General features: G+C 65.6%; 13 protein-coding genes. 4 read left to right on the top strand and 9 right to left on the bottom strand.

Annotated elements, in window-relative coordinates; all coding sequences use genetic code 11:
• Positions 1-3 precede the first annotated feature (3 nt).
• Positions 4-1,149, bottom strand: a complete 1,146-nt coding sequence (locus tag ACMAUO_RS03515) for a DegT/DnrJ/EryC1/StrS family aminotransferase (protein WP_420355598.1) — start codon at positions 1,147-1,149, stop codon at positions 4-6.
• Positions 1,146-3,146, bottom strand: a complete 2,001-nt coding sequence (locus ACMAUO_RS03520) for a polysaccharide biosynthesis protein (RefSeq protein WP_420355599.1) — start codon at positions 3,144-3,146, stop codon at positions 1,146-1,148. Before ACMAUO_RS03520 ends, ACMAUO_RS03515 begins: the two co-directional genes overlap by 4 nt.
• A 73-nt stretch (positions 3,147-3,219) precedes the next feature.
• On the opposite strand from ACMAUO_RS03520, the gene ACMAUO_RS03525 reads away from it, so the two are divergent.
• Complete coding sequence (locus ACMAUO_RS03525) at positions 3,220-4,263, top strand: glycosyltransferase family 4 protein (RefSeq protein WP_420355600.1); 1,044 nt, start codon at positions 3,220-3,222, stop codon at positions 4,261-4,263.
• Between the two features lie 31 nt (positions 4,264-4,294).
• Here ACMAUO_RS03525 and ACMAUO_RS03530 read toward each other — a convergent pair whose 3' ends face one another.
• The 3 genes from ACMAUO_RS03530 to ACMAUO_RS03540 form a co-directional block, all read right to left on the bottom strand.
• Positions 4,295-4,759, bottom strand: coding sequence for a hypothetical protein (locus ACMAUO_RS03530; RefSeq protein ID WP_420355601.1), 465 nt, complete (start codon positions 4,757-4,759; stop codon positions 4,295-4,297).
• 189 nt (positions 4,760-4,948) lie between these two features.
• On the bottom strand, positions 4,949-5,356 hold the full coding sequence (locus tag ACMAUO_RS03535; protein ID WP_420355602.1) for a MarR family transcriptional regulator: 408 nt from the start codon (positions 5,354-5,356) through the stop codon (positions 4,949-4,951).
• Positions 5,357-5,519: 163 nt separating this feature from the next.
• Complete coding sequence (locus ACMAUO_RS03540) at positions 5,520-6,944, bottom strand: leucyl aminopeptidase family protein (protein ID WP_420355603.1); 1,425 nt, start codon at positions 6,942-6,944, stop codon at positions 5,520-5,522.
• A 133-nt stretch (positions 6,945-7,077) separates the two neighbouring features.
• On the opposite strand from ACMAUO_RS03540, the gene ACMAUO_RS03545 reads away from it, so the two are divergent.
• The 3 genes from ACMAUO_RS03545 (at position 7,078) to fdxA (ending at position 10,562) form a co-directional block, all read left to right on the top strand.
• Entirely contained in the window at positions 7,078-9,741 is a 2,664-nt protein-coding gene (locus ACMAUO_RS03545) for a helicase-related protein (protein ID WP_420357193.1), read from the top strand.
• A complete protein-coding gene (locus tag ACMAUO_RS03550) occupies positions 9,738-10,055 on the top strand; it encodes an RNA-binding S4 domain-containing protein (protein WP_420355604.1) in 318 nt (105 codons plus the stop codon). Before ACMAUO_RS03545 ends, ACMAUO_RS03550 begins: the two co-directional genes overlap by 4 nt.
• 174 nt (positions 10,056-10,229) lie before the next feature.
• On the top strand, positions 10,230-10,562 hold the full coding sequence (fdxA, locus tag ACMAUO_RS03555; RefSeq protein WP_012225727.1) for a ferredoxin FdxA: 333 nt from the start codon (positions 10,230-10,232) through the stop codon (positions 10,560-10,562).
• Between the two features lie 135 nt (positions 10,563-10,697).
• On the opposite strand, the gene cyoD is transcribed toward fdxA, so the two are convergent.
• Genes cyoD through cyoA form a run of 4 tightly spaced genes read right to left on the bottom strand, consistent with a single transcriptional unit; the run spans position 10,698 to position 14,564 of the window.
• Positions 10,698-11,036, bottom strand: coding sequence for a cytochrome o ubiquinol oxidase subunit IV (gene cyoD, locus ACMAUO_RS03560; RefSeq protein WP_420355605.1), 339 nt, complete (start codon positions 11,034-11,036; stop codon positions 10,698-10,700).
• Positions 11,036-11,641, bottom strand: a complete 606-nt coding sequence (cyoC, locus tag ACMAUO_RS03565; RefSeq protein WP_420355606.1) for a cytochrome o ubiquinol oxidase subunit III — start codon at positions 11,639-11,641, stop codon at positions 11,036-11,038. Before cyoC ends, cyoD begins: the two co-directional genes overlap by 1 nt.
• A complete protein-coding gene (gene cyoB, locus ACMAUO_RS03570) occupies positions 11,641-13,635 on the bottom strand; it encodes a cytochrome o ubiquinol oxidase subunit I (protein ID WP_420355607.1) in 1,995 nt (664 codons plus the stop codon). Before cyoB ends, cyoC begins: the two co-directional genes overlap by 1 nt.
• Positions 13,636-13,640: 5 nt before the next feature.
• Positions 13,641-14,564 carry a ubiquinol oxidase subunit II gene (gene cyoA / locus ACMAUO_RS03575; RefSeq protein WP_420355608.1) on the bottom strand — a complete coding sequence of 308 codons (924 nt, stop codon included), beginning with the start codon at positions 14,562-14,564 and terminating at the stop codon, positions 13,641-13,643.
• Positions 14,565-15,203 lie beyond the last annotated feature (639 nt).

The raw sequence follows: 15,203 nt of genomic DNA on the forward strand, positions 1-15,203 counted from the left end.
CGTTTATCCGCGAACGGCCGCGATAACCCGCGCGACCTCCGCATCCGTCAGTTCGGGGTGGATGGGCAATGCGAGAATACGGCAAGAAAGATCTTCGGCAACAGGCAACGCCGTTCCGTCGTGCGAGCCCTGATATGCGGGCTGAAGGTGGAGGGGCCGCGGATAATAGATCGCCGAGGGCACGCCCTTCGCCTTCAGCCGTTCCTGCAAGGCCGCGCGCGCGGCCTCGTTTTCGGTCAATACGGCATAGATCGCCCACGCACTCTGCGAATGCGGTACCCGCGCCGGCGTGACGACATGCCCCTCCAGCCCGGCATCATAGGCATCCGCGATGGCGTCGCGTCGCGCCAGTTCGTCGTCGAACCCGTCCAGCTTCGCCAGCAGCACCGCCGCCTGGAGCGTATCGAGCCGACCGTTCATGCCGATGCGCAGCACCTCGTATCGCGTCTTGCCCTCGCCATGGGTGCGCAGCGAACGGTAAAGGTCCGCCCGCTCGGCGTCGTTGGTCAGGATCGCGCCGCCATCGCCATAGCCGCCCAGCGGCTTGGACGGGAAGAAGGACAGCGTCGTCGCGGTCGCCTCGCATCCCAGCTTGCGGCCCGACAGCGCACCGCCGAACGACTGGGCGCAATCATCCATCAGGAACAGCCCTTCCCGCTCCGCAATCGCGCGCAGTTCGGGCCACGGCGCCGGCTGGCCGAACAGATCGACCCCCACGATCGCGCGCGGGCGCAGCCGCCCGGCGGCCCGCACCTGCGCGATCCGCCGTTCCAGGCTGGCCGGGTCGATCTGGAAGGTCCTGGGGTCGACATCGACGAAAACCGGCGTCGCATTCAGCAGCAGCGGCACCTCGGCCGTCGCCGTGTAGGTAAAGGCCGGCAGGAAGACGGCATCCCCCGGCCCGATCCCCTCGGCCATCATCACGATCTGGATCGCATCGGTGCCCGAGGACACGCCGACACAATGGTCCGCCCCGGCATAGGCCGCCAGAGCCTGCTCCAGTTCCGCGACCTCGGGGCCCATCACGAACCGGCAATGGGCCATCACGGCATCGACCCGCCGCCGGATCGCGTCGCCCAGCCGCGCCTGCTGCGCCGGCAGGTCGAGAAACGCGATGGGCGGAAGGCTGTCGGGAAGCGGAGCAGTCATGAATGCATCGTCCTTTCGGCGTCGGTCGGTTCCGCCATCGTATCGTGCGGATCGCCGGTCGGGTTATGGGCGAATTCGGGAACGAGACCCCTGATCAGCGCAAGGACCGCCGGCGCATCCCCCCTGTGGCAGGCGACGGCCAGCCGGTCGATCACCAGCCCCACCGCATGACTGTCCACAATGCGCGGCGTCGCCATGCGCAGGCCGGGGTGGTCGGTCGCCACCGGCGCCTCGCGCCCGTGGAACAATTCCTCGAACAGCTTTTCACCGGGCCGCAGGCCGGTGAAACGGATCGGCACATCCACCTGCGGGCGCAGGCCGGCCAGCCGGATCATCTGCCGCGCCAGATCGACGATCTTCACCGGCTTGCCCATGTCCAGCACGAAAATCCCGCCATTGCGCAGCAGCGTATCCGTGCCGCTTCCCGCCTGGTCGCGGATCGTGCCGCGCACGCTCGCCTGCAGGACCAGCCCCACCGCTTCCGACACCGTCATGAAATAGCGCTGCATGTCGGGGTGGGTAACGGTCAGCGGCCCGCCCCGCTCCAACTGGCGGCGAAACAGCGGCACGACCGACCCGGTCGATCCCAGCACATTGCCAAACCGCACGGTCACGCAGCGCATGGCCTTGCCGCCACCGCCGCCACCGCTCCGGGCCGCGACATCCAGCGCCTGGCAATACATTTCGGCCGCGCGCTTCGAGGCCCCCATCAGGCTGGACGGATTCACCGCCTTGTCGGTCGAGACCATGACCAGGGCATGCGCCCCGTTGCGCGCCGCCGCATCGGCCACCACGCGGGTGCCGATCACGTTGGTCAGCACGCCCTCGCACGGGTTGGCCTCGACCATCGGCACATGCTTCAGGGCAGCGGCATGAAAGACCAGTTCCGGGCGATAGAGGGCGCAGATTTCCTCCATCCGGTCCCGATCGCGCACATCGGCCAGAATCGCCTCGCGCCGAACGTCCGGCGCGCGTTCGGACAATTCAAGGTCGATCTGCCACAGGGCAAACTCCCCATGGTCCAGCAGCAGCAGATGGCCCGGCGCATATCCCGCGATCTGCCGCGCCAGTTCCGATCCGATCGAACCACCCGCCCCGGTCACCAGAATCGTGCGTCCGCCCAGCAGCGCCGCCATTCCCTCGCGATCCAGGTCGACCTGCGGCCGGTTCAGCAATTCCTCGATCGCGATGGGCCGCAGTTCCAGCCGCGCGGCGGGGGTCAGGTCGGTCAGGTCCGGCGCCCGCTGGACGGACAGGCCGCGCTGCTCGGCCGAGGTCAGCACCCGCGCCAGTTCCTCGCCCCGGAATTCGGCATCGGTCACGATCAGCAGGTCCGGCCACCCGCTCCCGCCGCGCGCCCGGTCCAGGATGTCGTCCATCGTCCGCACATGGCCCAGAATCGGCACACCATGGATCCTGCGCCCCGTCTGCCGCCGCCCGCCGGTCATGATGCCCGCGACCCGGAACGCCGGCTGCGGCGCGCGCTCGATGGCGCGGATGAACAGGTCGGCGGACTGGTCGGACCCGATCAGCACCACCTGGGCGGACGGATAGCGCCGCGTCGAATGCCGGCAGGACAGGCGGTAGACCACCCGCACCCCACCCAGCATCACCAGCAGCACCAGCGCATGGATGAACGGAAAAGCCGGCGTGGGAATCGGAAAGCCGGTGACGTAAAGACCCAGCGAGAACAGCACGGCGCTCGCCGCCGAGGCCCCGGCGATTCCCAGCAGGTCATCCACCCCGGAAAAACGCCAATATTGCTGCTGGACGCGAAACGGCAGGCTGCTGATCACCAGCGTGATCGCCCCACCCGCGATAAACCACAGCGGATGCAGCAGGCCGCCGCCAGGGTCGGCCAGCCAGCGGGCAAGCGGGGCCGAGAGCGCGGCAAGCCCCCCATCCAGCATCACGTTGACGGCGATTCGGTTGACCGGACGCCGCCCGGCGTCGGGCTCGCCGGGGTCGTCGCCGGGATCAGGGCGTTGCGAAGCCATTGCCCCGATCATATAGCCCAGCCCATTCCATGCTAGAAGAAGCCATGACGACAAAACATCGCGGCAGGCGGTCGTGATCGCCCCGTCCCCGACCCTGGCCTTCCCGTTCCTGCTGTTCGCCACCTGGACCATCGCCGCCCTGATCGTGGCGGCGACGATCCGCCTGGGCGTCATGGACCATCCCGGGCATCGCAGTTCGCACACGCGGCCCACGCCCAAGGGCGGCGGCATCGGCATCATGGCGGCCTTCGCGCTGGCGGTCCCGGCCGGACGCATGCTGCACGGCCTGCCGCCGCTGGACCTGCCCCTCGCCGGCCTGCTGGCCGCGACGATCCTGCTGGCCGCGATCTCCTGGCTGGACGATGTCTACCAATGGTCGCCCCTCCTGAAGCTGGGGGCGCAGGTCGCGGCATCGGTCCTGGTGGCCCTCACGCTCCCGGTTCCCGCCGGCCTGCCCGCCATGCTGCCCACTCCCCTGGGCGCCCCATTGGCCGCGCCGGCCTGGTTCGTCCTGTCGGTTTGCTGCCTGGTGTTCATGACCAACGCCGTCAATTTCATGGACGGGCTGAACGGGCTGGTCTCGGGTTCGCTCATGCTGGCCGGTCTCGCCATCGGCATCCTGGCGGCGGGGACCGCTCTCGGCGGCACGGGCCTCGTGCTGGCGGCGGCCCTGGCCGGCTTCCTGCCGTTCAATTTTCCATCGGCCCGAATCTTCATGGGCGATGTCGGCAGCCAGCCCTGCGGCCTGCTGGCCGGCGCGTTCGGCCTCGCCTGCGCCAGCCATCCCGGCCTGACCGCATGGTACGTGGTGCCGATGCTGCTGGCCGGACTGATCTACGATGTCCTCTATACGCTGGCCCGTCGCTGGCGGAACGGCGCCCGCCTGATGGAAGGCCATCGCGAGCACCTCTATCAACGCGCGACACAGACCGGCCTCTCACCGGTCACCGTCACCCTGATACACTGGGGGTTCGTCCTGTGGGGGGGCGTGACGGCCTACGCCGTCCTGCATGGCCAGTCGGGAACAACAGCGGGCCTGCTCGTGGTCCTGCTGCCGCAACTGGCCTGGAGCGCCTTCGTCGAGCGGCGCATGCGGCAACCGACCCGGCCCGTCTGACGACGAAACCGGGCCGGCGCCGAAAGACCCGTCAGCGGGTCAGTGTCAGTTCCAGCCCCTGGGCGGCGGCGGCCAGCCGGGCGCCCTGCGAGATGGTGTCGATCTTGATCGTCACGCCGTTGCCGTTGTGCAGCAGGCTGCCACCCACACCGTTACCCGCCGTCGCCTCACCATTGCCGGCCACATAGGTGCCGTCGAAATCATGCAGGTTCTTCAGGTTGTAAACGGTGCCGGTGCCTTCGATCTTCGAATAGCCAACCGCGGCGATCGAACCGCCCTTGATGGTGAATTTATAGGTATGGTGCCCATAGGTCAGCTTCCCGCTGCCCCACGTCCAGCCCACGCCGACATCGGCCGACTTCGCAACCAGCCGGATATGCCCGACGGGCTTACCCAGTTCATCGGCGGCACGGGCGGTCACCGGGCCAGGAAGGGATGTCATCAGAAACGGAACGGCGAGAGCGGCCACGGCAACAATACGCGATGCCATACGCATGATCTTTCTCCTACGTCTGTCCCAATCGGCTGAATTGACGCCCGAATGGACGCCGAAGGGAATCGGCGGGCACAGGGGCGCGCGTGCGGACCATCGGTCACGCACGGTCACCCGCCAATTCATCCGATCGGTCTGTCGTCTTCCAGGATGGAATGGGCGGCTGCCCGGACGGGCAGCCGCCCCGCCGCATCAGCCGGCGGCGCGGCGCGGCGCGCGCTCTTCGCGCACGATCTTGGCGGCACGGCCGGTCGCCGGCACGCCAGCGGCCTCGCCCATGATCGAGCGCAGTTCGCGCAGATAGGCCGAGCCCTTCAGCGTGCGCTGTACCAGGACCGAGCGGCGGTCCATCGGGTCCACCTTGCGGCGGGCCAGATCCAGCTCGCCGAGCCGGTCGAGGGCACGGGTGATGGCCGGCTTGGACACGTTCAGCGCGGCGGCGAGGCCACGGACGGTATGTGCCCCTTCCTCAAGATAGCAGGTGAGGAAGACGCCAAGCTGGCGGGCCGACAGATCCGGCCCGTCACGGCGCACCATGGCAACGATGGTGTCGCGCAGGGTGTTGACCAACTGGTCGGTGGTCGATGAGTTCTGAGCCATAGTGAAAAAAGCCTTTCCCGAGGAGGTCGGCAATGCCCTCCCAAAATTGTCGCCGTCAGCGTTCCCGCTCAGGGTCCGACGGTCATTCCAGAACCGTATATAGTTTCAGAATGCGGCAGATATAAGCCCGTGAAACGGGGATAGTTCGTTCCTTGTCATTATTTCACGATTGCGTACTGTCCCTTGCATGCAGGACCCGCAACAAAGATGCGTACACGGCACGCAAAACCGGGATTTCGCCTCCTTCCGGCCGTCCGGAACGGTAATGATCGTTCCAGGCATACACATCGATATGTGCCCAGCGCACGCCTGTTTTGATGAATTTTTTTAAAAACAGCGCCGCCGTGAGCGCTCCGGCCATGGGTTTTGCCGCCACATTGTTCAGATCGGCCACCGGACTCCGCAGCCACGAGGCATAATCGTCCCATAGCGGCAGGCGCCACAGCGGGTCGGCACTGGCGATACCGGCCTCCAGGATCGCCTGCGCAACCGCATCATCATTGCTGAACAGCGCCGGCAGGTCCGGGCCCAGCGCCACGCGGGCGGCACCGGTCAGCGTGGCGGCGTCGACCAGCAGGTCCGGGTCCGCCTCGCTAGCCTCGGTCAGCAGGTCGCACAGCACCAGCCGGCCCTCGGCATCCGTATTGCCGATCTCCACCGTCTGCCCCGACCGCGTGACCACCACATCCGATGGCCGCATGGCGGTGCCCGAGATGCTGTTCTCCACGCATCCCAGGCGCAATTCCAGCCGGATGGGCAGGTCGCGCGCCATCACCAGACGGGCCAGGGCCAGCATGATGGCGGCACCGCCCATATCCTTCTTCATGCGCAGCATGCCCGCCGCCGGCTTGATGTCATAACCGCCGGTATCGAAACACACGCCCTTGCCCACCAGCGACAGCAGCGGGGCTTTCGCCCCGGCCCGGCTGCCCTCCCAGCGGGCGATCACCACCTTGGGCGCCCGCTCCGATCCCGCGCCGACATGCGCGACGGTCGGATAGGCCCGCGCCAGCTTCCGCCCCTTCACGATCTCCACCCGGGCGCCGAGCGGCTCCAGCAGGGTACGGGCGGCCTCGGCCAGCTCGGCCGGCCCCATCAGGTTGGGCGGCGCGTTGATCAGGTCCCGCCCCAGCCGGATCGCATGCGCGACCTCCGCCCCGGCGGCCCCGCCGGCGGGCACGATCAGGCGCGCGATCTCCCGCTCCGGCCGCGCGGTCCGGCCAAAGGCGGGCATGCAATAAGCCCCCAGGCAGAAGCCCAGCACCGCGATATCGGGGGCAATGCCCTCCGGCAGCGCGATCTTCCATGCCCCCGGCGGCAGGTCCTTCGCCAGCGTGCCGAACTGAAACGGGTCCGCGCCCGCCCGCACCCCCAACACCGCCGCCGCCACGCCATCCTTGCCCGGCACCAGCCCCAGTTCTCCGACCTGCCCCCGAAAGCCCGACTCGCGCAGGAAGGCGGCGCCGGATTCACCGACTCGTTCGGCCAGAGTGCCGAGATCAGCCTGGGTGATGGCGTGAATCACGCGCACGCCGCTGCGTCGCCCCCGCGTGGACGGCAGCAGGCAGGGGAATTCTTCAATGGACATCAGCGACCTCCGCGACCCGAACACCAGCAGCGTGCGTCCTGCGGTCGGGCAACGCAACCGGTCGCGCACGCATTCTACAATGCTGACGCGGGTTTTGCTTGCAATCCATCCGGTGTCATCTGAGCATGGCGGCATGATGGGTGCATCCTCGGGGGCCGGGTCCCCCAGTGCCGCGCGACACGCCTTCCACCCTGCGCATGCCAGGCGAATCAGGGCCGTCCTTGGGCCGACCAATACCGGCAAGACCCATCTCGCCATCGAGCGGCTGCTGGCCCATTCCAGCGGCATCATCGGTTTTCCCCTGCGCCTGCTGGCCCGCGAGAATTACGAGCGCATGGTCGCCGCCAAAGGTGCTGCCGCCGTCGCGCTGATCACCGGCGAGGAAAAGATCGTCCCGCCGAACGCCCGCTGGTTCTCCTGCACCGTCGAGGCCATGCCGCTGGACCAGCGCGCGGAATTCGTCGCGGTCGACGAAATCCAGCTCTGCGCCGACCCCGACCGGGGCCATATCTTCACCGACCGGCTGCTGCATGCGCGCGGCATGGTGGAAACCATGTTCCTGGGCGCGGAGACCATCCGCCCGCTGCTGCGCCGCCTGGTGCCGGGCATCGAGATCGACACCAGGCCCCGCCTCTCCAGCCTGACCCATCTGGGTGCGAGCAAGCTGACGCGCCTGCCCCCCCGCTCCGCGATCGTCGCCTTCTCGGCCACCGAAGTCTACGCGATCGCCGAACTGATCCGGCGCCGGCGCGGCGGCTGCGCCGTCGTCATGGGCCAGCTCTCCCCGCGCACGCGCAACGCGCAGGTGGCACTCTATCAGGAGCGCGAGGTCGATTACCTGGTCGCCACCGACGCGATCGGCATGGGCCTGAACATGGACGTCAACCATGTCGCCTTCGCCGGCCTGTCGAAATTCGACGGCATGCGGGCCCGGCGGCTCTACCCCGCCGAAATCGCCCAGATCGCCGGCCGCGCCGGACGCGGCATGCGCGACGGCACCTTCGGCAGCGCCGGCACCTGCCCCCCGCTGTCCGAGGACGTGGTCGAGGCCGTCGAATCCCACCGTTTCGATCCGATCGAGCGCCTGTTCTGGCGCAACAGCGATCTGGATTTCGCCAACCCCGAGGCCCTGCTGGCCAGCCTGAACCGCCCCCCGCCGATGATCGGCCTCACCGCCGGCAACGAGGCGACCGACGTCCTGACCCTCGGCAGCCTGACGGCGGTGCCGGACATCCGCAACCTCGTCCGGTCCTCCCGCGCCACCCGGCTGCTGTGGGAAGCCTGCCAGATCCCCGATTTCCGCAAGCTGGGTGACGAAAGCCACACCAGGCTCTGCGCACGGATCTTCACCCACGTCATACGCGACGAGCACGTGCCCGAGGCCTGGATGGAGTCCCAGATCGCGGGCTTCAGCAAGACCGAGGGCGATATCGATTCCCTGATGCACCGCCTCTCGGGCATCCGCGTCTGCGCCTATATCGCCGCCCGGCGCGACTGGGTGCGCCACGCCACCCTGTGGCAGGAGCGCACCCGCGCGGTCGAGGACCAGTTGTCGGACGCACTGCATGAACGGCTGACCGCCCGCTTCGTCGACCGCCGCGCCGCCTCCCTGATCCGCCGCCTGGATGAATCGGCCGAGGAAGACCTGCTGTCCGCCGTCACCGCCCAGGGCGAGGTGGTGGTGGAAGGCCATCCGGTGGGCCGGGTGGTGGGCCTGGACCTGGTGGCGGATGCCGCCTGCGCACTGCCCGACCAGCGCCTGCTGCTGCGCGCCGCCCGCCGCGCCCTGCGCACCGAAATCCCCCGCCGCGTCCAGGCGCTCACGCAGGCCCCCGACGACGCCTTCGCGTTCTCGGCCGATGGACGCTTCGTCGCATGGGACGGCGGCACCGTCGCGCGCCTGCGTGGCGGCGACCACCTGCTGCGCCCCCGGATCGACGTACTGGACAATTCCTTTCTCGACGGCGCGCAGAAGGAACGTATCCGGGCCCATCTCGCCCAGTGGCTGGACCGTCAGGTGCGCGACGTCATGGCCCCCCTGTTCGCCGCCCGCGCCGCCGTGGAGTCCGATCCCACATTACGCGGCGTTCTTCACCGGCTGGAGGAACAGGGCGGCGTGGCGGCCGAGAGCCTGTCCGTTCCCCCTGCCCAGCGGGCGCGCCTCAAGGCGCTGGGCGTGCGCATCGGGCGGCATGCGGTGCTGATGCCCGCGCTGCTGCGCCCCCACGCCATGCACCTGCGCGCCATCCTGCTGGCGGCGCGGGCCGGGCGGAAATTGCCCGACCTGCCACCCGCCGGCGCGGTCTCGATCCCGACCGACGGCCCGCACGACGCCATCCTGGCGCAACTGGGCTGGATCGCCGCCGGCCCGGTGCGCCTGCGCCTGGATATCGCCGAGAAACTGTCCGGCGACCTGCGCTGGCGGGCGCGCAACGGCCCGGTCCCCCTGCCCGACGGCCTGCCGTCACGCCTGGGCGTGCGGCCGGAGATGGTAGCGGCGATCCTCAAGGCGCTGGAGATTCCCGTCCGCGCCGCCCGCCCCCTCGGCGCCAGCGAATACGGCCCGGCCGCGCCGCCGATGCTGGCGGTCACCCAGGATGCGCGACGCCGCCAGCGGCACCGGAACCCCGCAGCCCTGCCCGAGGGGCCAACCCGTCCGTCCGGGCCAAAGGGCCAGGCCACAGGCTCAGGCTCAGGTTCAGGCCCCGTTCGCACCATCCCGGCCATCCGGGCACCACGCCCCGTCCCGGACGGCCCGTTCGCGGCGCTGGCCGCCCTGAAATACCCACGGCGATGAGCCGCGACCGCGCGGCACCCGATGAAGCCGCGACACAGCGGCTCGATAGCTGGCTGTGGTGCGCGCGCTTCGCCCGCAGCCGGTCCGACTGCGCCCGCATCGCCCAGGCCGGCCTGGTGCGGATCAACCGGCAGCGCACCGAAAAGGCCCATGCGCTGGTACGCCCCGGTGACGTCCTGACCCTGCCGCCGCCCACCGGCGACGGCGTGATGGTGCTGCGCATCGTGGCGCTGGCCCAGCGGCGCGGGCCGGCCTCCGTCGCGCGCCTGCTCTACGAGGTCGTGCCCGAACGCGCCCTGTCGCCCGCCGAGTGACCATCGGCGCCCCGACATGGCGACATGGCGTCTTTGACTTGCCATGGCTTCAAAAGACTTTCATACCAACCCGCATCATAGGCGAGGAGCCCGCTGGCGGCGCCTCGCAGGCCCAAGGCTGGCGATGTCGTCGCTCACGACGTTATCGCAGCTACAGATAATCGGAGATGAACGATGACCTACGTGGTCACCGAAAACTGCATCCGCTGCAAGTTCATGGACTGTGTCGAGGTGTGCCCGGTCGATTGCTTCTATGCCGGTGAGAACTTCCTGGTCATCAACCCCGACGAGTGCATCGATTGCGGCGTGTGCGAACCGGAATGCCCGGCTGAAGCCATCGTTCCCGACAGCGACGACCGCGCCGCCGCCTGGGCCGAGATCAATGCCAGCTATTCCGCCAAATGGCCCAACATCACGCGCAAGGGCACCGCGCCCGCCGACGCCGAGGAATGGAAGGACAAGCCGGGCAAGAAGGACCTCCTGTCGCCCGAGCCGCACAAGGACTGATCCCACCCGGTCGGAGCGGCATCCGCCGCTCCCGACGCGGACATGAAAAAGGCCGGTGAGGTTTCCCTCACCGGCCTTTTTCATGTCTGGCATCCATCCAATCCGGGTGCCTTGCGGCACCCGGGAAGGCGGATATCAGCGCGACATCATGTTGATCGTGGTGTCATGCATGATGAACAGCGTGCCGACAACCAGAACGAAGACCGTCAGCACCGTGAAGGCAAACGCCATCACGTTCCAACGCTGTTCCGACGACGTGTTCATGTGGAGGAAGAACACCAGATGAACCACAACTTGCACGGCAGCCAGGATCGCAATGGCAGCAATCGTCCCGGAGGGCGAGAAGCTGTGTGCCATCACGATGCCGAAAGCCGCGACCGTCAGCAGGACAGAGATGACGAACCCGGTAAGGTAAGACCCTACGCTCCCGTGGCTCGCTCCCGAATGGTCCGTATGCGCGTGCGCGTCAGCCATCAGATCACACTCATCAGATAGACAAAGGTGAAGACACAGATCCAGACGATGTCCAGAAAGTGCCAGAACAGGCTGAGGCAGGTCAGCTTGTTCGTCATACGCTCGGACAGAACCGTCTGGCCGCCCGTCTGGACGATCAGAACCGCCATCCACAGCAGGCCGCAGGTCACGTGCAGCCCGTGGGTCCCGACCAGGGTGAAGAAGGCCGACAGGAACGCGCTGCGATCCGGTCCGTTGCCTTCCGCAATCATGTGCGAGAACTCACGGATTTCCATGAACAGGAAGCCCAGGCCCAGGAGGAAGGTAATCCCGAGCCAGCCCCGCAGCGCGCCCAGCTTGTTCTGGTGCGCGCTGATCATGCCGAAGCCGTAGGTGATCGAGCTGAGCAGCAGGATCGCTGTCTCAATCCCGACCCCGCCGAGTTCGAAGACGTCTTTGCCGGTGGGACCACCGGCAAACTGGTTCCGCAGCACCGAGAACACCGCGAACAGCGTTCCGAAGATGATGCAGTCGGTCATCAGATACAGCCAGAACCCGAACACCACGGGAGATTCGTGGTGCTCATCATGGGCGTGGGCCGCATCAGCAGTGATATCGTGCGCCATTATTCCGCCGCCTGTGCCGCCAGAAGGTTACGGGTATGCTCGTTCTCGATACGGGCAACCTCGGACGCCGGCACATAGTAGTCGACATCGTTGTTGCTGCTCCGCGCGATCACGGTCGCGATGACACCGATCAGGCCAACGGCCGCCAGCCACCAGATCCACCAGACCGCGGCAAAGCCGAGGATCAGGCTGAACACACCGATGCTGAAGCCAGCAGCCGTGTTCTTCGGCATATGGATCGGCTGGTAGTTCGAACCGGCGGCACGGGTATCGATGCCGGCCTCCTTGTCATGGGCGAACGCATCCAGGTCATGCACCGCGGGAACAACCGCGAAGTTGTAGAACGGCGGGGGCGAGGAGGTCGACCATTCCAGCGTGCGCGCGTTCCACGGATCACCCGTCAGATCGCGGTTTTCGGCCAGGTTGCGGTCACGGATCGAGACATAGAGCTGCGTCAGCTGGCAGACGATGCCCAGGGCGATCATCACGGCGCCGGCTTCGGCAACCAGCAGCCACGGATACCATTCCGGGTTGTCGTAGTGGTTCATACGACGGGTCATGCCTTCGAAGCCCAGGACATAGAGCGGCATGAACGCGAAGTAGAAGCCAACGAACCACAGCCAGAACGCCCGCTTGCCCCAGGCTTCGTTCAGCTTGAAGCCGAAAGCCTTCGGGAACCAGAAGTTCATCGCCGCGACATAGCCGAAATACACACCGCCGATGATGACGTTGTGGAAGTGGGCGATAACGAACAGCGAGTTATGCAGAACGAAGTCAGCGGCCGGAATGGCCAGCATGACGCCGGTCATGCCACCGATGGTGAAGGTGATCATGAAGCCGATCACCCAGTACATGGTCGCGTGGAACTCGACGCGGCCCTTATACATGGTGAACAGCCAGTTGAAGATCTTCACGCCCGTCGGGATGGCGATGATCATCGTCATGATGCCGAAGAACGAGTTGACGTTCGCACCGGCACCCATGGTGAAGAAGTGATGCAGCCACACGACCATCGACAGGACCATGATCGAGCAGGTCGCATAGACCATGGTGTTGTAGCCGAACAGCGGCTTGCGCGAGAAGGTCTGCGTGATTTCAGAGAACGCACCGAACGCCGGCAGAACCAGGATGTAGACCTCCGGATGCCCCCAGCCCCAGATCACGCTCAGATAGAGCATCTGGTTGCCGCCACCATCATTGGTGAAGAAGTGCATGCCAAGGTAACGGTCCAGACCCAGCAGGCCCAGGGCCACGGTCAGGATCGGGAAGGAGAGCATGATCAGCACGCTGGTGCAGAAGATGGTCCAGGTGAACACCGGCATCTTCATGTAGGTCATGCCCGGGGCGCGCATCTTCACGATGGTGGTGAAGAAGTTCACACCGGTCAGCAGGGTGCCGACACCCGAAAGCTGAACCGCCCAGATATAGTAGTCGACACCGACCCCAGGGCTGAACTGCTGCTCGGACAGGGGCGGATACGCCAGCCAGCCGCACTGCGAGAACTCACCGATGAACAGCGACACGTTGATCAGCACGAAGCTGATGGTCGTCATCCAGAAGCTGAGCGAGTTCAGGAAGGGGAAGGCCACGTCGCGCGCGCCGATCTGCAGCGGCACGATCACGTTCATCAGCCCGGTCATGAACGCCATCGCCATGAAGAAGATCATGATGGTGCCGTGAGCCGAGAAGATCTGGTCGTAGTGATGCGGCGGCAGGTAGCCCGGATTGCCGGCATAGGCCAGCGCGAGCTGCGAGCGCATCATGATGGCGTCCGCGAAGCCACGGAACAGGGCGACCAGGGCCAGGACGATATACATCACGCCCAGACGCTTGTGGTCTACCGAAGTGAACCACTCTTTCCAGAGATAGCCCCACTTGCCGTAATAGGTGATGAGCCCAAGCACCGCCAGGCCGGCGATTGCCGCACCGGCAAAGGTGCCGACAAGGATAGGCACATCGATCGGAATATCCGACCAGCTTAATTTTCCTAACATCGGTCCTATTCCTTCATATTCATGTCGGACATCGCGGACTGCACATGCAACATCTTGCCCGTGCTCTTATCCATGACCATGCCATTGTTGTACTTGGCCACGATCTGGTCGAACAGGCCAGGTTCGGCATGCGAGAAATACTCGACCGGATTCGCCTCGCTGGGCGCGGCCAGCTTGGAATAGTTCGAGTTGTCGAGCTGCTCGGATGCCGCCTTCACCTTCTGGACCCAGGCGGTGTAGTCGTCGTTGCTCATCGCCAGCGCGCGGAAGCGCATGTCCGAGAAGCCCCGGCCGCTGAAATTCGCGGACTCGCCGAGATAGTTGCCAGCCGTATTGGCCTCGAGGTGCAACTGGGTCTGCATGCCGGCCATCGCATAGATCTGCGAGCCCAGCTGCGGGATGAAGAACGAGTTCATCACCGCGTCGGAGGTGATCCGGAAGTCAACCGGCGTATTCACCGGAAAGGCCATCTGGTTGACGGTGGCGATCCCCTCGTCGGGGTAGATGAACAGCCACTTCCAGTCCAGCGCGACGACTTCAACGTGAATCGGCTTCACATTGGCTTCTTCTTCGAGCGGACGATACGGATCAAGCGAATGACAGGTCTGGTAGGTCAGCACTGCCAGGAAGAGAATGATCACGGACGGAACGACCCAGATCACCACTTCAATCTTGTTCGAGTGCGACCATTTCGGCAGGTATTCGGCACTCGTGTTCGAATGACGATACTGCCATGCAAACAGCAGCGTCAGAACGATGACCGGTATGACCACAAGCAGCATCGCGTAGGTCGAGGTCAGGATCAGGCTCTTCTCCTGGACACCGATGGTGCCCTTCGGATCGAGCAGTGCCCAGTCACATCCCGCCAAGAGGAACGCTGAGGACAAACACAATAAACTCGATAATCTTGGCAAGATTTTTTTCTTCATCTCACGCCTCGTTGGTTTCGACATCACCCTTGCTCATATGCTCGCTTCGTTCACGGGCCCCCAAAGCAACAACGGCCATGCTTCACGTCTACCGCGAATCCCGGTGTGGGTCTCTCGCCGTATATTACATCCGTTGATATCCAACCGCCGTCTACCTCCCTCTTGGAATGGGAGGCCTTCGCCGGATCGATCCCGTCATGAGTTTTCGTCGGCTTCTCGGCCTTGATCCTGATCAAGGATCGGAATGGTCAAACATATTTTCCATCCCGACAAACCGGACTGGGCCTCATGTGCCGCCGCGTGCCTCGAGCGTCCTGTCTGCGCAGCTATCCTTTCGTTCATAGTTCTCTTACCGCCTTATCCGACCGGAAGGACCTTACAAGCAAGCCTTCACATAATGTTTCAGATCATTTCAAACAGACCAAAATGGCAGCATTAATTTGTTTTATTTCAATTGGATAGAACGAGATGCCTAACATCACATCCGCGTCATCTCACTCTTTCCCTGGAAGAATAAGTCTTATTTTGGCCGAAATTCCACAGCGTTCGTCACCACCCGCCTGATTTTTCGGCGTCGATCGGCGACGGATAAAAAAAAGCCCCGCCTTTCGGCGGGGCCCGGATCGTCATGCGCGATCA

This window comes from Gluconacetobacter brunescens (assembly GCF_048695475.1).
GTDB lineage: Bacteria > Pseudomonadota > Alphaproteobacteria > Acetobacterales > Acetobacteraceae > Gluconacetobacter.